Origin of the sequence: Mangrovibacter phragmitis, from assembly GCF_001655675.1 — a bacterium.
GTDB classification, from domain to species: Bacteria; Pseudomonadota; Gammaproteobacteria; order Enterobacterales; family Enterobacteriaceae; genus Mangrovibacter; species Mangrovibacter phragmitis.
In genome coordinates this window covers 375,515-394,995 of sequence record NZ_LYRP01000033.1, presented here as the reverse complement: position 1 = coordinate 394,995, position 19,481 = coordinate 375,515, and the positions used below count along the sequence as shown (strand labels likewise).

Genomic DNA, 19,481 nt, shown 5'->3' with positions numbered 1-19,481 from the left:
GCCTTATCTGTGGACAAACTCACGCCACCATAACATTAAGTTTCAAGAGGTTATTAAACTCATGGCGATCGTAGGCATTTTTTTCGGCAGCGACACCGGCAACACTGAAAACATTGCAAAAAGCATTCAAAAACAGCTTGGTAAAGATGTTGCTGAAGTGCACGACATAGCCAAGAGCAGCAAAGAAGATATTGAAGCCTTTGATATTCTGCTGCTTGGTATCCCAACCTGGTATTACGGTGAAGCACAGTGTGACTGGGATGATTTTTTCCCTACACTGGAAGAAATTGATTTTACGGGTAAATTGGTAGCCCTGTTCGGTTGCGGTGATCAGGAAGATTACGCCGAATATTTTTGTGACGCCCTTGGCACAATGCGTGACATTATCGAACCGCGTGGTGCGGTTATCGTCGGCCACTGGCCAACTGCCGGGTATCATTTTGAAGCCTCGAAGGGTTTGGCGGATGACGACCACTTTGTCGGCCTGGCTATTGATGAAGACCGTCAGCCAGAGTTGACAGCTGAGCGTGTTGAAAAATGGGTTAAGCAAGTTTCTGAAGAAATGCAGCTCGATAGCATTATTAATGCCTGATAATTCAACGGCGCAACTATATTGCGCCGGATTGATAGGTAAAACCGATAAAAATAATTGCTACATTTTTTTAACTTTTTCACGTTAGCGCTGTACAATGATCCAGTTGACAGCATGTTTTTTTGGTAAATGTGCCAGTGCTGTCAGATTATTATTTTTCAATTTTGCTGGAGACTTGCGGTTTTCTTTAGGGAGTGTCAAACCTATAATGAGACGCATTAACTTTAGCGTATTACGTCGTATGCCCATTCACGGGTACTTTGCAAGCAACAGGACATATTCCGCATGACTGACAATAATACCGCATTAAAGAAGGCAGGCCTGAAAGTCACGCTTCCCCGGTTAAAAATCCTGGAAGTGTTGCAGGAGCCGGACAATCACCATGTCAGCGCGGAAGATTTATATAAGCGACTGATTGACATGGGAGAAGAGATTGGTCTTGCTACCGTGTATCGTGTGCTCAATCAGTTTGATGACGCCGGTATCGTTACACGCCATAACTTCGAAGGCGGCAAATCGGTATTCGAACTGACGCAGCAGCACCATCATGACCATCTGATTTGCCTGGACTGCGGTAAAGTTATTGAGTTCAGCGATGATTCTATCGAAGCTCGCCAGCGTGAAATTGCTACCAGCCATGGTATTCGCCTGACAAACCACAGTCTGTACCTCTATGGTCATTGCGCTGAAGGCGATTGCCGTGATGATGAACATGCGCACGAAGGCACCAAATAATCGGGTGTACCCGTAAGCCTGTGTAATGTGACATCAACAAAAGCCAGGCTTAATACCTGGTTTTTTTGTCAGTGAGCTTTGTTCCGCTGGCAGGGCTTCCATCTCCCACAAGCGAATCAGCATTACTTAGCAATAACGCCCCTGCTGGTACGCGCTTGCCATCCGGGCTCACAGCGCGCACCTGCACATTACCGCTGACACAGAGCCGTATTTAAACTTTGCCGCTGCTTTACACAGGCGGATACCACTCTTATCGCCGCGCCAGTCTTCCTTGTATGCTTTATTGCCTGATAACAAGCAATTTCATTGGAGTGACCGCTTTCAGGAGACTCCGCCATTTCAATTGCGGTAAAAACCGCAAGCTCCAGGCCGAACATTTCGGCGAGATAACCGGACTGAAAATCCAGATTTGTGTTCCCTGTTGTGTGAGACAAATTGGTTTTGCAGTCAGAAAAGTGAAAACAACCAGACAGGTTAATTGAGGTTCTTTACTGAATCGCGAATGACCAGTTCACCGGGTAAACTCACGCAAGATTTATCTGTATGCGGTGAGATACCTAACAAACGTTCAACGGCCAGTTTGACCATGTCAGTCAAGGGGATTTTAATGGTGGTGAGTGCAGGAGAAACAAAACCGCCAATGCGCGAATCATCAAACCCGGCAACAGAAATATCGCCAGGCACCGCAATTCCCGCCTCTTGCAGCGCTTTCATGGCCCCTAATGCCATATCATCATTACCGGCAAGGATCAGGCTAAAGGGAACTGCCTGCTCAATCAGTTGCCGTGCAGCGGCATAACCACTTTCCATACTCCAGTCACCGGCCACTGCCAGAGCAGGTTCAGGAGTAAGACCCTGTTCAGATAACGCATCTAAATACGCCTGATAACGCATAATATTGGTTGGAGACCCATTCCTGCCGCTTATCCAGGCGATGTTGCGGTGCCCCATATCCAGAATAAAGGCCATCATCATTCGGGCACATTGATAGTGCAGGACGCTGATAGCGCATTCAGGATGGCGGGGTAATGTGCGGTTGAGGACAATAACCGGAACCGGGCTGGCATCAATAATCGCATCCAGTTTATCCGGAGTAAGGTATTGCGGGTAAACCATAATACCAGCGCATTTCATGCGCACCAGGTAATCAATAGCCGCCGTTTCATCTTCTGCTGAGTGCTTACCATCGGCAAAAATAAGCTGATGCTGGTATTGTTCGCTCCAGGTTGCTGCACCATAAATTAGTGTTGAGAAATAAGGGCCATTGTATAAAGCATTGGTCATCACAAAACCCACTAACCGTGTTTTCTGCGTCGCCAGTTGCTGGGCCAACAAATTAGGCCGGTAGCCAGTTTCTTCAATGGCTTTAAACACCAGGCGTTTAATTTCATCACTGACGATGTCTTTACCATTCAACACCCGGGACACGGTAGATTTAGATACCCCGGCGGCTTTCGCGACATCCAGCATTTTTACCATTGAAAAACGACTCCCCAAATTATCTACGGCCTGAAAGGCAGGTTAGCCTGAGCCCTGAAAACTGGCAGATGTATTCAGGGCTACACGACTGTAATGGGTTTCGCGTGCCGTTTCAATTTTGCGGCAACAAGAGTGGGGCCAGTAATGCTGGACCCCGAGTATTTAAGCAACAGAAAATAAAGGGTTACCGCTATCAACCCTGCCCGACTGCTGGTGAAATAGCAAAGCATGTTCATCGCTGTTCACCACCAGTACCGGCGTCGTAATGTCATAGCCCGCTTCAATTACCTTTTCTTTATCGAACTGAATCAACGGGGTACCGGCGGTCACATAGTCACCTGTTTTAACCAGCGTGGTGAAATGTGCGCCCTGGAGCTTCACTGTATCAAGGCCCACATGAATAAGTAGTTCAGCACCATTCGCGCACAGCATCCCGACAGCATGTTGAGAGTCAATGACCGAAGCCACTTCCCCATCGCAGGGGGCAACAATGACGCCGTTGTCAGGTAAAATAGCAATGCCATCACCCAGCAGCTTGCTGGCAAAGGTTTCATCGTTAACCTGGCTCAGGGAAACCAGCGTCCCTGAAACCGGGCTATTTAAAACCAGTTCACTGGGCACATGTTCTTTAGCGTGTGGTTCTGGCGCGTTTTGTTTATTTTCCGGCATTTCCGGTTCCGTAAAGCCCACCATAAACACCAGAGCGAAAGTCACCGCCACTGTCACGCCAAGCCCCACCAGCTCACCAATGAACGACTGGGGGTTTTCCGGGCTGATAGCATTCATAATGGTCAGCAACCCCGGGAGCCCGGCATACGCGTAGTAATAACTGCCAAAGAAACTGGCGACGCATGCCCCAGTAGCCCCACCGATACAGCCGCAAATAAACGGTTTTTTCAGGCGTAAAGTGACACCATAAATCGCGGGTTCAGTAATGCCAAACACCCCGGTTAACCCGGCAGACCAGGCAACCGGACGGAATGCGGCCTGGCGGGTTTTCATCGCACAGGCAAAGGCTGCAGCCATTTGCGCCACAACAGCCATCGTCTGGAACGCCTGGAAAGAGTCACGGCCATACATATCAAAGTTAGCCATGATGACAGGAGTAATCCCCCAATGGACACCGAAAATAACAATAACCTGCCATACACCGCCTATCACCGCCGCAGCCAGTGGTGGGGCCGCATTGAACAGCCAGTTATAGCCATGTGCAATACCATTTGCCAGCCCCGCCGTCACAGGCCCAATCACCACCAGCGTTAAAGGAACCATAACAACAACACAAACTAATGGTGTGAATAGCGGAGCCACCACATCAGGTAAAGCTCGTAATACCAGGCGATCCAGGTGCGCCAGTCCCCAAACCAGAAACAGCGGCGGTAACACAGATGAGGTATAAACTGTCTTCGCTAACGGAATACCGAGGAAAGTAAAGCCTTCGCCACTGGCTATTTTTCCGGCAATAACTGCCCAGTCCGGGTTGATTAATGCACAGCAGCACAACACGGCGATATAGGTATTGCACTTAAAATGTTTTGCGGCCGTTATCGCAATGAAAACCGGCAGAAATGCAAACGGTGTCCATGAGATAAAATTCAGTACGCCAAAAGTGCCTGTTGTATGAAAGGATGCGGAGAAATAATTGATGATGATAAGCAACCCTTGCAACAAACCCGCAGCGGCCAGCACGTAAATAACGGGCGCAAAAACCGCCGACATCGTTGCCACAACAGCATCCAGCGGGCGTTTTTTCTCTGTTGTAGCATTGGTTAACGTGTCGCTGTCAACCAGCCCGGAAAATGCCTGATATACATCGGCGACATGAGTGCCAATAACCACCTGGAACTGGCCCCCGCTCAGGACAACGGTAATTACACCAGTAAGATTTTTTACCCGCTCAATAGCCGATTCGGGAACTTCCTTTAACACCAAACGTAATCGAGTTGCGCAACGGGAGAAGCTTACCAGATTCGCTTCCCCACCAACTTCAGTGAGAATATTGTTTGCCAGCGCGCTGTAATCTCTGATAGTGCCCATAGCTGATCCTTTGTTTGTTTGCTCTCTGCAACCGGTTTCAGACTGACTGAATATGCACTACCTCTGCAACCGGTTTCAGAGAGAATTGCGGCAATTCTCACAGAATCAGCTTATGGATAAATCCGTTGAATTTATGGTGCTAACCGCTGTGCATAATGACGCGTACTGGCGGGAACGCTCTCAGGGGATAGTGCAAAAAATGTCTGTTACAGGTAAAAAAAAAACCGCAGTCGCGCACCACGACTACGGTCAGTTCTCACCCGGTAATGTCCGGGGGATTCAAACAATTAACCAGCGATTTTCGCCCAGGTATCACGCAACCCAACAGTGCGGTTGAATACCCGTTTTTCGGTTGTGCTGTAGCGCTCATCCAGGCAGAAGTAACCTTCACGCTCAAATTGCAGCGCTTTACCAGGCTGGGCGGATTTCAGGCTCATCTCTGCCACGCCTTGTTTAATCACCAGGGATTCCGGATTGACTGTTGACAGGAAATCATCTGCACCACCAGGGTTCGCAACACTGAACAGGCGGTCATACAAACGAATCTCCACTGGCAATGCATGGGCTGCACTCACCCAGTGAATAACCCCTTTCACCTTGCGCCCATCTGCCGGGTCTTTACTCAGCGTGTCTGCATCGTAACTGCAGAAAATGGTGGTGATATTCCCTTCGTCATCTTTCTCAACACGCTCGGCTTTAATCACATACGCATTACGCAAGCGCACTTCTTTACCCAGCACCAGGCGTTTGTATTGCTTATTCGCTTCTTCACGGAAATCTGCACGGTCGATAAAGACTTCGCCACTGAATGCCACTTCACGGCTGCCCATATCCGGGTTATTCGGATGGTTAGCCATGGTTATCATTTCACTCTGCCCTTGCGGGTAGTTTTCAATGACCACTTTTACGGGATCAATCACAGCCATTGCCCGAGGCGCATGTTCGTTCAGGTCTTCACGGATACAGGCTTCGAGCGCTGCCATCTCCACGGTATTATCCTGTTTAGTAATACCGATACGCTTACAAAATTCTCTCACTGAAGCCGGAGTATAACCACGGCGGCGCAAACCAGAGATGGTTGGCATACGAGGATCATCCCAACCTTCAACAATTTTCTCAGTGACCAGTAAATTCAGTTTACGCTTGGACATAACCGCATATTCAAGATTCAGGCGTGAGAATTCATACTGGCGCGGGTGAGCCGGAATCGTAATGTTATCCAGCACCCAGTCGTACAAACGGCGGTTATCCTGGAACTCCAGCGTACACAGAGAATGTGTAATACCTTCCAGCGCATCAGAAATACAATGGGTGAAGTCGTACATCGGGTAAATGCACCATTTATTCCCGGTCTGATGGTGTTCTGCAAATTTGATACGGTAAATCACCGGGTCGCGCATCACCATGAATGGCGAGGCCATATCGATTTTGGCGCGCAGGCAAGCGGTGCCTTCCTCGAACCCACCAGCACGCATTTTTTCAAATAACGCCAGGTTCTCTTCAACACTACGTGAACGGTAAGGGCTGTTTTTCCCGGGCGCTGTCAGCGTACCACGATATTCACGGATTTGTTCCGGAGTCAGCTCATCAACATAGGCCAGGCCTTTGTTAATTAATTCCAGCGCATACTGGTACAACTGATCAAAGTAATCGGATGAGTAATGGACATCACCAGCCCACTGGAAGCCTAACCACTGCACATCGTGTTTGATTGATTCAACATATTCGATGTCTTCTTTAACCGGGTTAGTATCGTCAAAACGCAGATTACATTGCCCCTGGTAATCTTGCGCAATACCAAAATTCAGGCAAATCGACTTGGCATGGCCGATATGCAAATAACCGTTGGGTTCTGGCGGAAAACGGGTGCAAATATGGTCATGCTTACCAGCAGCCAGATCTTCATCGATTATCTGGCGGATAAAATTTGTTGGGCGGGCTTCAGCCTCACTCATCGCAGAGTCCTCAAAGCGTAAACATCATTTAACGGAGAATGATCTAATAAGCGGCGCGTGGAAACAACCTTTATGTTGCAATAATTCTGGATTTATTGCTCTGCGTAGTTACTGCAGGCGTAAAAAACGGCTGAAGAAAACCTTCAGCCGTTGATTTACGTATCAGGCGGGATTAATTACTTTTTAATGTCGAACAAAATAGTCTGCCCGGCGATAACCTGGCCTTCTGCTTTTAATTCCAGGCCAGCGAAGTCGTCGATATTACTGCAGACAACCGGGCTAATCATGGAGCGGGCATTGGCATTCAGGTAATCAAGATCTAACTGCAGCACCGGTTGCCCGGCAGTTACAGTTTCGCCTTCTTCAACAAGGCGCGTGAAACCTTTACCGTTCAGTGCGACAGTATCAATCCCCATATGCACAACCAGTTCGGCACCACCTTCAGTTTCCAGGCAGAATGCGTGGTTGGTATTGAAGATTTTCACAATAGTCCCCGCTGCCGGAGCAACAACCATACTGTCGGTCGGTTTAATTGCCACACCATCGCCAACTGCTTTACTGGCAAAGGCTTCATCTGGCACCTGCTCAAGAGCAACAATCGCACCGGTAACCGGCGATACCAGTGAAACTACAGTTTCTGCCGTTGAAGTGGGAACAGACTGCAATTTAGCACCACTCTGTGCTGGTGCTGGTGCTGGTGCTGGCGCTGGTGCGGCTTCTACGTGCCCGGTAGTTTTCATGGCATTGGCAATTTTCTCTGCGATAAAACCGACAATGATCTGCACGCTGGTTTTATTCAGACGAATCACACCGGTTGCGCCCAGTCGTTTCGCCATCGCTTCATTAACCAAAGAAGAGTCTTTCACATTCAGGCGTAACCGCGTAATACAGGCGTCAATGGCAGTCAGGTTATCAGAGCCCCCCACGGCAGCAATATACTGGCGGGCAAGTTGAGCTGCGTTCTGCTCTTTCGATGCACCACCTTTGCTGACATTTGTGTCTTCACCATCAGCTTCGCTTCCGGCAACCGCCAGTTCACGGCCCGGCGTCATCAGGTTGAATTTGGTGATAGTGAAACGGAACACCACATAGTAAATAGCGAAGAACACCAGCCCCTGAGGTATCAGCATGTACCAGTGCGTAGCCAGTGGGTTACGCGAAGAAAGCACCATATCCACCAAACCGGCACTAAAGCCAAAACCGGCAATCCAGTGCATAGAGGCTGCGATATAAACAGAAATCCCCGTCAGGATAGCGTGAATCACATACAGTACAGGCGCAACGAACATGAAGGAGAATTCTAACGGTTCAGTTATCCCCGTAAAGAAGGCTGCAAACGCCCCCGCCATCATGATCCCTAACACTTTTGCTTTGTTTTCCGGGCGGGCGCAATGGTAAATAGCCAGAGCCGCACCAGGCAAACCGAACATCATGATTGGGAAGAAGCCAGCCTGGTAGCGGCCAGTAATGCCCGGGATCGCCTTGCCCGCTTCAATAGACTGAGCGCCACCAAGGAAATTAGGAATATCGTTGATACCTGCGACATCGAACCAGAACACGGAGTTCAGTGCATGATGCAAACCAACCGGAATCAACAAACGGTTAAAGAAAGCGTAAATCCCGGCACCCACTGAACCCAGTCTCTGGATATGCTCACCAAAATTAACCAGGCCACCAAAAATAATAGGCCATGTGTACATCATGATGAACGCAACAACAATCATCACGAAGGAAGTCAGGATGGGTACCAACCGGCGGCCACTAAAGAAAGAGAGTGCTTTAGGCAGTTCAACGCCACTGAAGCGGTTATAGAGTTCAGCAGAAATTATCCCAACAAGGATACCAACAAACTGGTTTTGGATTTTACCGAAAGCAGCCGGAACCTGGTCGACAGGAATCTTTTGAATCAGGGACACAGCCGCCGGTGAACATAATGTTGTCAGAACCAGAAAACCGACAAAGCCAGTCAGTGCAGCCGCACCATCTTTGTCTTTAGACATACCGTAAGCCACACCAATAGCAAACAGCACTGACATATTATCAATGATGGCCGAACCGGATTTGATGAAGAACGCCGCCAGCGCACTTTGACTTCCCCAACCAACCGGGTCAATCCAGTAGCCAACCCCCATGAGTATTGCCGCGGCAGGCAAGGTCGCAACAGGCACCATGAGCGCGCGACCAACGCGTTGTAAATAACCTAAAACACTCACATATTCCCCCTTGTAAGACCCGATAAGTCTTATCTAACTGTCTGTTTTTATTTTGACTGGCACTGAAATACCTGCACAGCTTTTGATATTACATCCAGAGTGTGTGAAAAAATAATTCGCATCGCAAATTAATTACACTCATTTGTGATAAAAATCACCAAAATTCTCTTATTACCTCCCTTTTAACTGGCCTGAAACCAAAACTTATTTTATCATTCGAAAAATCGAGACGGATTGACCCTGTTCGCTCTTCGACTGACGGAGCATTACACTTTAGAGCAACTCAATTCGGCTTTTCTGTTTCTTTCTATCTTCATGAGGTGAACAATGAGACTGATTCCCCTGGCTACACCACAGCAAGTTGGCAAATGGGCAGCACGCCATATCGTTAACCGCATCAATGCCTTTAAACCTACCGCTGAACGCCCTTTTGTTCTCGGCCTGCCTACGGGAGGCACGCCGCTTGAAGCGTATAAAGCACTTGTTGACATGCACAAAGCAGGCCAGGTTAGTTTTAAGCATGTAGTCACGTTTAATATGGACGAATATGTCGGCTTACCTAAAGAACATCCGGAAAGCTACCACAGTTTTATGTACCGCAACTTCTTTGAACACGTTGATATCCCGGAAGAAAATATCAACCTGTTGAATGGTAACGCACCCGATATTGATGCAGAATGCCGTCAATATGAGGAAAAAATCCGTGCTTATGGAAAAATCCACCTTTTCATGGGCGGGGTGGGTAACGATGGGCACATTGCCTTTAATGAGCCGGCATCTTCTCTGGCCTCACGGACCAGAATCAAGACGTTGACACACGAAACCCGGGTTGCCAACTCACGTTTCTTTGGTGGTGATGTCAGCCAGGTGCCAAAATATGCGCTCACTGTCGGTGTAGGCACATTGCTTGATGCCGAAGAAGTCATGATTCTGGCGCTGGGCCAGGTAAAAGCCCAGGCATTGCAGGCTGCAGTGGAAGGCAATGTCAACCACATGTGGACAATCAGTTGCCTGCAACTCCATCCTAAAGCTGTTATCGTTTGTGACGAGCCGTCAACGATGGAATTGAAAGTAAAAACATTGAAATATTTCAATGAATTAGAAGCTGAAAATATTAAAGATCTTTAAGCTCACGCTATTAACCGGGGGAAATTATGTACGCTTTAACCCAGGGCCGGATTTATACCGGCCGAGAAGTTCTCGATGACCATGCAGTGGTCATTGCCAATGGTCTGATTGACCGTATCTGCCCAGTGTCCGAACTGCCCGATACGCTGGCCCAACATGGCGTGAACGGCGCCATTATTTCCCCTGGTTTTATTGATGTGCAGCTCAACGGTTGCGGTGGCGTACAGTTCAACGACACAGCTGAAGCCGTCAGTGTGAAAACGCTGGAAATTATGCAAGCCGCCAACGAAAAGTCCGGTTGTACCAGTTTCCTGCCGACCCTGATTACTTGCAGTGACGCCCTGATGATGCAGGGAGTTAATGTGATGCGTGATTATCTGAGCAAACATCAGAATCAGGCACTTGGTCTGCATCTTGAAGGCCCCTGGTTAAATATCAAGAAAAAAGGAACACATAACCCGGAATACATTCGGTTGCCGGAAAGCCAGTTGGTTGATTTTCTCTGCCAGAATGCTGATGTCATTGCCAAAATCACGCTCGCCCCGGAAAAAGTACCGGCAGAGGTTATTAAGCAGTTAGTCAGTGCAGGTATTGTCGTTTCCGCCGGGCACTCCAATGCCACTTTGCGCGAAGCCAAAGCAGGATTCCGCGCCGGTATTAGTTTTGCTACGCATTTATTTAACGCAATGCCTTATATCACTGGGCGTGAGCCCGGCCTGACCGGCGCAATTTTTGACGAAGAAGATGTGTGGTGCGGTGTTATTGCCGATGGCCTTCATGTTGATTTTGCCAACATACGCACTGCGAAAAAAGTGAAAAAAGACAAGCTATGCCTGGTCACAGATGCAACCGCACCAGCAGGTGCAAACATCGACCAGTTCATTTTTGCTGGTAAAACAATATACTATCGTAACGGGCTCTGCGTAGATGAAAACGGCACATTGAGTGGTTCATCACTGACTATGATTGAGGGAATACGCAATCTGGTTGAGCACGTTAACATTGCGCTGGACGAAGCACTGCGGATGGCAACACTCTACCCGGCGCGAGCTATTGGCATGGACAAACATCTTGGAACAATTGAGCCGGGCAAAGTGGCCAATTTAACCGTGTTTACCCGTGATTATCATATTATTAAGACCATCGTTAATGGTAACGAGGTCGTTGCAGAGTAAGTAAGGCATGACAACTGGCGGACAAGCACAAATTGGCAATGTGGATTTGGTAAAACAACTGAATAGTGCGGCGGTTTACCGTCTGATTGATCAGGCAGGCCCCATATCACGTATTCAGATAGCCGAACTCAGCCATCTGGCACCCGCCAGTGTCACCAAGATTACCCGCCAGTTACTTGAGCGCGGGTTAATTAAAGAAGTCGATCAGCAGGCGTCAACCGGCGGGCGACGTGCCATTTCTATCATTACTGAAACACGTCTGTTCCAGGCAATTGGGGTGCGGCTTGGCCGCCATGATGCCACACTGACTTTATTTGATTTAAGTGCCCGCGCACTGGCTGAAGAACATTTTCCACTTCCCGAGCGTACTCAGGAAACGTTACAAGATGCGTTGCTGAAAACTCTCACTACATTTATCAATAATAATCAGCGCAAAATCCGGGAGTTAATTGCTATCTCTGTGATACTTCCAGGGCTTGTTGAGCCAGATACAGGTGTGGTGCGCTATATGCCTCACCTCCCGGTCAACGAGTGGCCGCTGGTGTCCGTTCTGGAAAAAAAATTCAATATCACCTGTTTTGTCGGTCACGACATTCGCAGCCTGGCGCTCGCCGAGCACTATTTTGGCGCAACCCGGGATTGTGATGACACCATTTTGGTGCGTGTGCACCGGGGAACCGGGGCTGGCATTATCTCTAACGGGCAGATATTTATTGGCCGCAATGGCAACGTGGGTGAAATTGGTCATATTCAGGTCGACCCGCTAGGTGAGCGTTGCCACTGCGGCAACTTTGGTTGCCTGGAAACCATCGCTGCAAACGCTGCTATTGAAAACCGGGTGCGCCAGCGTCTTGAGCAAGGCTATCCCAGCCGTTTATCCCTTGATGACTGCGATATTGCCAGTATCTGTAAGGCCGCCAACAAAGGCGACACACTGGCGACAGAAGTGATTGAACATGTTGGCCGCCAACTGGGGAAAGCAATCGCTATTGCCATCAACCTGTTTAACCCGCAAAAAGTCGTCATTGCTGGTGAACTGGTAGAAGCAGAAAAGATACTGATGCCAACCATTCAGGCTTGTATCAACACTCAGGCACTGAATGCATTCCGGACAAAACTCCCTGTTGTCCGTTCTCAACTGAATGACCGCTCAGCGATCGGCGCGTTTGCACTGGTTAAACGCGCTATGCTGAACGGCGCGCTTCTCCAGCGTTTGTTGGAAAATTAACAGGATTTTCGTCTGTTCCAGGCTATAGTTAGCCCCTTGAATGTGCTGATAAAGAGTATCGAATGACCATCCAGAACGTGATTTGCGATATTGATGGTGTGCTGATGCACGACAATGTCGCCGTGCCTGGCGCCAGTGAATTTCTGGCGCGCATCATGAGCAAAGGTTTCCCGCTGGTTTTACTGACCAACTACCCTTCACAAACAGGCCAGGATCTGGCTAACCGGTTCTCTGCAGCCGGTATTGAAGTGCCAGACTCCGTGTTTTACACCTCGGCCATGGCGACTGCAGACTTTCTGCGCCGTCAGGAAGGTAAAAAAGCCTATGTAGTGGGTGAAGGCGCATTGATTCACGAACTCTATAAAGCCGGGTTTACCATTACAGACATTAACCCTGACTTTGTCATTGTCGGTGAAACCCGGTCGTATAACTGGGAAATGATGCATAAAGCAGCCTATTTTGTCGCGAACGGCGCCCGGTTCATTGCCACCAACCCGGACACCCATGGGCGGGGGTTTTACCCTGCCTGTGGTGCATTGTGTGCCGGTATTGAGAAAATATCCGGGCGAAAACCGTTTTATGTTGGTAAACCCAGCCCGTGGATAATCCGCTCTGCGCTGAACAAAATGCAGGCACATTCAGAGCACACGGTTATTGTCGGTGACAACCTGCGTACAGATATTCTGGCAGGCTTCCAGGCCGGGCTGGAAACCATTCTGGTTTTATCCGGTGTTTCCAGTATGGACGACATAGATAATGTGCCTTTCCGCCCAACCTGGATTTACCCTTCTGTTGCTGAAATAGACATTCTCTGATTTTCGTCCACCACAACTTCTGACGGCGCACATGCGCCGTTTTTGTTATCTGCGCACCAAAACAGCACAATTAATGTTTATCTAACAAAACAAAGAAAATAGTGAAGATTCGTTAATTCAAGACGCCACAATCATATAAAAAATCACTTTTCCGCAGCAGCAGGTTAACTTTTATTTTTTGAGCCCTGAAAAGGCTTGCACCATTATGCACATTGGGGCATTTTCTTACTTACGGAATGCGGCAGACAGGATTTGCTGCACAATATAGATAAAACAACATCACCGCCCAGTTCGGTTAAACGGAGAAGTGTATGTGTTCGATTTTTGGTGTGCTGGATATTAAAACCGACCCGGCTGAATTACGAAAAAAAGCACTGGAGTTATCCCGCCTGATGCGTCACCGTGGCCCGGACTGGTCCGGCGTTTATGCCTGTGACAAAGCGATTCTTGCCCATGAACGTCTGTCCATTGTCGACGTTAACGCCGGTGCCCAGCCACTGTATAACCCGGAACACACTCATGCGCTGGCAGTCAATGGTGAAATTTATAACCACCAGGCTCTGCGTGCTGAATACGCTGACCGCTATGCTTTCCAGACAGGTTCTGACTGCGAAGTCATTCTGGCGCTGTATAAAGAAAAAGGCCCGGAGTTCCTCGATGACCTGCAGGGTATGTTCGCCTTTGCGTTATATGACAGCGAACAGGATGCATATCTGATTGGCCGCGACCATATCGGTATTATTCCGTTATATATGGGCCATGACGAACACGGCAACTTCTATGTCGCATCAGAAATGAAAGCACTGGTACCGGTTTGCCGCACCATCAGCGAATTCCCTCCGGGAAGTTACCTGTGGAGCAAAGACGGTGAAATTCGCCAGTACTACCAGCGTGACTGGTTTGAGTACGACGCTGTCAAAGACAACGTGACGGACAAAAACCAATTACGCCAGGCTCTGGAAGATTCAGTAAAAAGCCATTTGATGTCTGACGTACCCTATGGCGTACTGTTGTCTGGCGGTCTGGATTCATCTGTTATTTCGGCTATCACCAAGAAATTTGCCGCACGCCGCGTAGAAGATCAGGAACGCAGCGAAGCCTGGTGGCCGCAACTGCATTCATTCGCCGTTGGTCTGGAAGGTTCGCCTGACCTGAAAGCAGCGCAGGAAGTGGCTGACCACCTGGGTACGGTGCATCATGAAATTCACTTCACGGTGCAGGAAGGTCTGGATGCCATTCGTGATGTCATTTATCACATTGAAACTTATGATGTCACCACCATTCGCGCCTCCACGCCAATGTACCTGATGTCACGTAAAATCAAAGCAATGGGCATCAAAATGGTGCTGTCCGGTGAAGGTTCTGATGAAGTATTTGGCGGCTACCTCTATTTCCATAAAGCGCCCAATGCTAAAGAGCTCCATGAAGAAACTGTGCGTAAATTGCAGGCACTGCATATGTTTGACTGCGCCCGTGCGAACAAAGCCATGTCTGCATGGGGTGTGGAAGCGCGCGTTCCTTTCCTGGATAAAAAATTCCTTGATGTGGCAATGCGTATCAACCCGCAAGATAAAATGTGCGGCAACGGCAAAATGGAAAAACACATTCTGCGTGAATGTTTTGAATCCTATCTGCCGGCCAGTGTGGCATGGCGCCAGAAAGAGCAGTTCTCAGACGGTGTTGGCTATAGCTGGATTGACACACTGAAAGAAGTGGCTGCAGAACAAGTTACCGACCAGCAACTGGAAACCGCTCACTTCCGTTTCCCGTACAACACACCAACCTCTAAAGAAGGTTACCTGTACCGTGAAATTTTTGAAGAACTGTTCCCGGTACCCAGTGCGGCTGAGTGTGTACCAGGTGGCCCGTCAGTTGCCTGCTCTTCTGCCAAAGCCATTGAATGGGATGAATCATTCAAAGCGATGAACGATCCATCAGGCCGTGCTGTTGGTGTGCACCAGTCTGCATATAAATAACACTGCGATACAATTTCACTGCCAATGCCCGCTATATGCGGGCATTAAGGCTGATGGCAAACCTCATGTCCGCACAAAACGAGAGGTTCTCACCCAATAAAAAGTCTGGGAAATCAATTCATTGATTTTCGGCTTCTAACTAAAAAGAAGGAAAAACCACGTTTTTTCCTTCTTTTTCATCAATATGAATGCCCGCTATATGCGGGCATTTTTTATGCGGGCAGCAAACGCACATAAGCCAGAACTGTTATCTCGCCAGGCATTTCTGCAATACCGTATTCCTCAGGCGATTGCCGGCTGGCGCGCAAAAAACTTTATCACTGATAATGATGACTTTTTAACCAGATGATTTATAAAAGTCGTGAGATTTTGTTGATTATCACGCCAAGTCGTTCGCAAGATAGTCAAACAGACATTCAGAGCCACTTTTCGGGAAAAAATGTGTTGACGCTGCAAGGCCCAATACGCATAATGCGCCCCGCAACGCCGATAAGGTAACGCGAAAAAAGATGGCTACGTAGCTCAGCTGGTTAGAGCACAGCACTCATAATGCTGGGGTCACAGGTTCGATTCCCGTCGTAGCCACCATCTTTTTGCGGGAGTGGCGAAATTGGTAGACGCACCAGATTTAGGTTCTGGCGCCGCAAGGTGTGCGAGTTCAAGTCTCGCCTCCCGCACCATTTCCGTTAGCGTTGTCGGATGGGGTATCGCCAAGCGGTAAGGCACCGGTTTTTGATACCGGCATTCCCTGGTTCGAATCCAGGTACCCCAGCCATTTTTTTTGCGACTCCTGCGTGGAAACGCGTCAGTCGTTGGGGTATCGCCAAGCGGTAAGGCACCGGTTTTTGATACCGGCATTCCCTGGTTCGAATCCAGGTACCCCAGCCAGTCGTTTTCGGGCTGGTCAATAGCAGTACAATTTGGCTACGTAGCTCAGCTGGTTAGAGCACAGCACTCATAATGCTGGGGTCACAGGTTCGATTCCCGTCGTAGCCACCATTTTCTTGGGGTATCGCCAAGCGGTAAGGCAGCGGATTCTGATTCCGCCATCCGGGGTTCGAATCCCTGTACCCCAGCCAAATTTAAAAGACGTTACTTGTAACGCACCTGTTGGGGTGTCGCCAAGCGGTAAGGCAGCGGATTCTGATTCCGCCATCCGGGGTTCGAATCCCTGCACCCCAGCCACTCAATAGAAAAAGCCCGTTTATCGGGCTTTTTTTACATCTGTAGTTTACTGAACTGTAGTTTACTGAACTGTAGTTTCCCGAACAGTCATTTACTGAGTTCAGGCTTATTCAAACCCGCCGCAGAAAAGCCCGGCGGCAACCACCGGGCACAGAACTCAGCTCCGGCTACAAACCAATTGCATATTTCAGCACCTGTGTTTTGACCTTTCCGGCATTCGCTGCCGCCATCAGGCCTAAATTCCGGGCCAGCTTTACCGGCCCCAGCCGGTTAGAGAAACTGGCATAGAACAGATCCATCCCGGTTTGCATCAATATATTGTCGGGGTAGCGACGGGCCTGGTAACGCAGCAACACGTTTTTGGATGACCAGTCCTCACCATAACTACGGGCATTAATCAGCACATCAAGTAATGCTTCAACATCACGGTATCCCAGGTTAACGCCCTGCCCCGCCAGCGGGTGAATAGTGTGTGCCGCATCGCCAATCAGAGCCACACCTTGTTTGACATAGCGCCACGCGTGGCGGCGCACCAGCGGAAATGCTCCCCGGGCAACCACCACGGTCTCGCCAATACGTGCAGGAAAATGAGCCCGGATTTCATTCGCCAGTTGTACCAAAGGCAATTTATTCAGCGCCTGAATGCGCGCTGGCTTGTCATACCAGACAACCGAACCATAATTTCCCATTAGTGGTAACCACGCCCTGGGCCCGTCTGGCGTAAATTGCTGCCAGGTACGGTCTCCTGATTCCTGTGGCCGTTTTACCGTAATCAGCATGCAGGCCTGGTCATACTCCCAACCATGAATACCAATACCTGCCATCTCGCGTACTTTGGAATGCGCACCATCTGCACCCACCACTAACCGCGCAGTGAGCATCTCTCCGGAATCGAGTACCAGTTGCAGCCCTTTCGCAACAGTGGATAGCGAACGCAATGTTGCCGGGCAGAAGCACGTCACCGCCGGATGTGACGAAACGGCATCCCACAATGCGCGTTGCAATACTGGATTTTCAACCATATGACCTAAAACCGGCACACCTAATTCCCCGGCAGAAAAAACCACCCGGGCATTGTCCCATTCCCATGTTTCCAGCTCGCGCCAGGGGTGGCTGCGCATGGCGGTGACAGACTGCCAGACCCCAAGGCTATTTAATAAAGCGATGGACGCGGCACTGACCGCAGAGACCCGCACATCAGGGGGTAACTCCGGGTTAAAAACAGCTGGCGTCTGCTGCTCAATAAGCGCGACTGTAAAGCCATTTTGGGCAAGCCCCAGGGCCAGTGCCGCCCCAACCATACCGCCGCCAATAATCGCAACGTCAGTGGATAGATTCGTCATGGTTAATTATCCTTAGCACACATGGGCTAAGTGTACCGGATTTTCAATCCTGTGCGCTGTCTGTCTCTCACCTACTGGTCACAACAGCGCCAAAGCATTACAATACGCGCCCTGCATTCCTGGCGTTAACTGAGCAATGAGTCAATGACAAAAAAACTGCATATCAAAACCTGGGGCTGTCAGATGAACGAATACGATTCATCGAAGATGGCCAGTCTGCTGGAGACCACACACGGCTTTACTCTGACCGAAGTGGCTGAAGAAGCAGATGTTCTGCTGCTGAATACCTGTTCAATTCGTGAAAAGGCACAGGAGAAGGTTTTCCATCAGTTAGGCCGCTGGAAAACATTAAAGGACAAAAATCCTGAGCTCATTATTGGTGTAGGTGGCTGCGTAGCATCGCAAGAAGGTGAGCATATTCGCCAGCGCGCCCATTATGTCGATATTATTTTTGGGCCACAAACCCTGCACCGCCTGCCGGAAATGATCAAACAAGTCAGTGGCACTCGTAGCCCCGTCCTGGATATCAGCTTCCCGGAAATCGAAAAGTTTGACCGACTGCCGGAACCCCGCGCAGAAGGGCCAACGGCTTTCGTTTCTATTATGGAAGGCTGTAATAAGTACTGTACTTACTGTGTGGTGCCTTATACCCGCGGAGAAGAAGTCAGCCGCCCAAGTGACGACATTCTGCTGGAAATCGCCCAGCTCGCGGCGCAAGGTGTGCGTGAAGTTAACCTGTTAGGCCAGAACGTCAATGCCTACCGCGGTCCAACTTTTGATGGCGGTATCTGCACCTTTGCTGAACTGTTGCGCCTGGTAGCGGCCATTGACGGGATTGACCGGATTCGCTTTACCACCAGCCACCCAATTGAGTTCACTGACGATATCATTGAAGTCTACCGTGATACACCAGAACTGGTGAGCTTCCTGCACTTACCGGTACAAAGTGGCGCAGATCGCGTTCTGAATATGATGGGGCGCACCCATACTGCGCTGGAATATAAAGCTATCATTCGTAAACTACGTGCGGCACGGCCGGATATCCAAATCAGTTCTGACTTTATCGTTGGTTTCCCTGGGGAAACTGAACAGGATTTCGAGCAGACCATGAAACTGATTGCCGATGTTAATTTTGACATGAGCTTCAGCTTTATCTTCTCTGCACGCCCGGGTACCCCGGCAGCCGATATGGTCGATGATGTCAGCGAAGAGGTGAAGAAACAGCGCCTGTGGATCCTGCAAGAGCGGATTAACCAACAAGCGATGGCCTGGAGCCGCCGGATGCTGGGTACCACACAGCGTATACTGGTAGAAGGCCCTTCGCGCAAAAATATTATGGAGCTGTCAGGGCGTACTGAAAATAACCGGGTGGTTAACTTTGAAGGTACACCGGATATGATTGGTAAGTTTGTCGATGTCGAGATTGTTGATGTCTTCCCTAACTCATTGCGCGGGAAAGTGGTGCGCACTGAGGACGAAATGGGGTTGCGTATCACCGAATCTCCGGCGTCTGTCATTGCCCGTACCCGTAAAGAAAATGAACTGGGTGTAGGTACCTGGCAACCTTGATGTCGGTCTGGCCCTTTCGCAGGGCCAGTTCCCCTTGCATTCTGCGCAATC

14 protein-coding genes, 7 tRNA genes and 1 pseudogene are annotated in these 19,481 nt (G+C 49.4%); 16 read left to right on the top strand and 6 right to left on the bottom strand.

Features of this window, described 5'->3' with window-relative positions:
- Window positions 1-61 precede the first annotated feature (61 nt).
- Entirely contained in the window at window positions 62-592 is a 531-nt protein-coding gene (gene fldA / locus A9B99_RS17440; RefSeq protein ID WP_064599682.1) for a flavodoxin FldA, read from the top strand.
- A 285-nt stretch (window positions 593-877) separates the two neighbouring features.
- Window positions 878-1,327: a ferric iron uptake transcriptional regulator gene (fur, locus tag A9B99_RS17435; protein ID WP_064599680.1), complete on the top strand. Its 450-nt coding sequence runs from the start codon at window positions 878-880 to the stop codon at window positions 1,325-1,327.
- A 204-nt stretch (window positions 1,328-1,531) separates the two neighbouring features.
- Here fur and A9B99_RS17430 read toward each other — a convergent pair.
- The 5 genes and pseudogenes from A9B99_RS17430 to nagE form a co-directional block, all read right to left on the bottom strand.
- A pseudogene (locus A9B99_RS17430) lies at window positions 1,532-1,770 on the bottom strand (ChiP family protein); the annotation flags it as partial.
- A 31-nt stretch (window positions 1,771-1,801) separates the two neighbouring features.
- Window positions 1,802-2,806, bottom strand: coding sequence for a LacI family DNA-binding transcriptional regulator (locus A9B99_RS17425; protein ID WP_064599677.1), 1,005 nt, complete (start codon window positions 2,804-2,806; stop codon window positions 1,802-1,804).
- Window positions 2,807-2,968: 162 nt separating this feature from the next.
- Window positions 2,969-4,843: a beta-glucoside-specific PTS transporter subunit IIABC gene (locus A9B99_RS17420; RefSeq protein ID WP_064599675.1), complete on the bottom strand. Its 1,875-nt coding sequence runs from the start codon at window positions 4,841-4,843 to the stop codon at window positions 2,969-2,971.
- A gap of 287 nt (window positions 4,844-5,130) precedes the next feature.
- A complete protein-coding gene (gene glnS, locus A9B99_RS17415; protein ID WP_064599672.1) occupies window positions 5,131-6,798 on the bottom strand; it encodes a glutamine--tRNA ligase in 1,668 nt (555 codons plus the stop codon).
- Window positions 6,799-6,974: 176 nt separating this feature from the next.
- A complete protein-coding gene (gene nagE, locus A9B99_RS17410; RefSeq protein WP_074388824.1) occupies window positions 6,975-9,011 on the bottom strand; it encodes an N-acetylglucosamine-specific PTS transporter subunit IIBC in 2,037 nt (678 codons plus the stop codon).
- Window positions 9,012-9,338: 327 nt separating this feature from the next.
- Between nagE and nagB the strand changes: the two genes are divergently transcribed.
- The 13 genes from nagB to A9B99_RS17350 all read left to right on the top strand — a co-directional run bounded on the left by nagB (window position 9,339) and on the right by A9B99_RS17350 (window position 16,518).
- Window positions 9,339-10,139, top strand: a complete 801-nt coding sequence (nagB, locus tag A9B99_RS17405; RefSeq protein ID WP_064599671.1) for a glucosamine-6-phosphate deaminase — start codon at window positions 9,339-9,341, stop codon at window positions 10,137-10,139.
- 26 nt (window positions 10,140-10,165) lie between these two features.
- Window positions 10,166-11,314, top strand: a complete 1,149-nt coding sequence (gene nagA, locus A9B99_RS17400) for an N-acetylglucosamine-6-phosphate deacetylase (protein ID WP_064599669.1) — start codon at window positions 10,166-10,168, stop codon at window positions 11,312-11,314.
- Window positions 11,315-11,321: 7 nt separating this feature from the next.
- Window positions 11,322-12,542 (top strand): DNA-binding transcriptional regulator NagC, encoded by a 1,221-nt coding sequence (gene nagC, locus A9B99_RS17395; RefSeq protein WP_064599668.1) that lies wholly within the window; start codon window positions 11,322-11,324, stop codon window positions 12,540-12,542.
- A gap of 62 nt (window positions 12,543-12,604) precedes the next feature.
- The gene (locus A9B99_RS17390) at window positions 12,605-13,357 is read left to right on the top strand and encodes an HAD-IIA family hydrolase (protein WP_064599665.1); all 753 of its coding nucleotides are present in this window, start codon (window positions 12,605-12,607) and stop codon (window positions 13,355-13,357) included.
- Window positions 13,358-13,668: 311 nt separating this feature from the next.
- Window positions 13,669-15,333, top strand: coding sequence for an asparagine synthase B (asnB, locus tag A9B99_RS17385; RefSeq protein WP_064599664.1), 1,665 nt, complete (start codon window positions 13,669-13,671; stop codon window positions 15,331-15,333).
- Window positions 15,334-15,547: 214 nt separating this feature from the next.
- A complete protein-coding gene (locus A9B99_RS24390) occupies window positions 15,548-15,682 on the top strand; it encodes a hypothetical protein (RefSeq protein ID WP_269448079.1) in 135 nt (44 codons plus the stop codon).
- Window positions 15,683-15,844: 162 nt separating this feature from the next.
- Window positions 15,845-15,921 (top strand) — tRNA-Met (locus A9B99_RS17380).
- A 7-nt stretch (window positions 15,922-15,928) separates the two neighbouring features.
- A tRNA-Leu gene (locus tag A9B99_RS17375) sits at window positions 15,929-16,013 on the top strand.
- A gap of 20 nt (window positions 16,014-16,033) precedes the next feature.
- A tRNA-Gln gene (locus A9B99_RS17370) sits at window positions 16,034-16,108 on the top strand.
- 38 nt (window positions 16,109-16,146) lie between these two features.
- Window positions 16,147-16,221: transfer RNA gene (locus A9B99_RS17365), tRNA-Gln, on the top strand.
- 34 nt (window positions 16,222-16,255) lie between these two features.
- A tRNA-Met gene (locus A9B99_RS17360) sits at window positions 16,256-16,332 on the top strand.
- A gap of 6 nt (window positions 16,333-16,338) precedes the next feature.
- Window positions 16,339-16,412 (top strand) — tRNA-Gln (locus A9B99_RS17355).
- 32 nt (window positions 16,413-16,444) lie between these two features.
- Window positions 16,445-16,518: transfer RNA gene (locus tag A9B99_RS17350), tRNA-Gln, on the top strand.
- A gap of 167 nt (window positions 16,519-16,685) precedes the next feature.
- On the opposite strand, the gene ubiF is transcribed toward A9B99_RS17350, so the two are convergent.
- On the bottom strand, window positions 16,686-17,861 hold the full coding sequence (gene ubiF / locus A9B99_RS17345) for a 3-demethoxyubiquinol 3-hydroxylase (RefSeq protein WP_064599661.1): 1,176 nt from the start codon (window positions 17,859-17,861) through the stop codon (window positions 16,686-16,688).
- A 144-nt stretch (window positions 17,862-18,005) separates the two neighbouring features.
- Between ubiF and miaB the strand changes: the two genes are divergently transcribed.
- The gene (gene miaB, locus A9B99_RS17340) at window positions 18,006-19,430 is read left to right on the top strand and encodes a tRNA (N6-isopentenyl adenosine(37)-C2)-methylthiotransferase MiaB (protein WP_064599660.1); all 1,425 of its coding nucleotides are present in this window, start codon (window positions 18,006-18,008) and stop codon (window positions 19,428-19,430) included.
- Window positions 19,431-19,481: the final 51 nt, after the last annotated feature.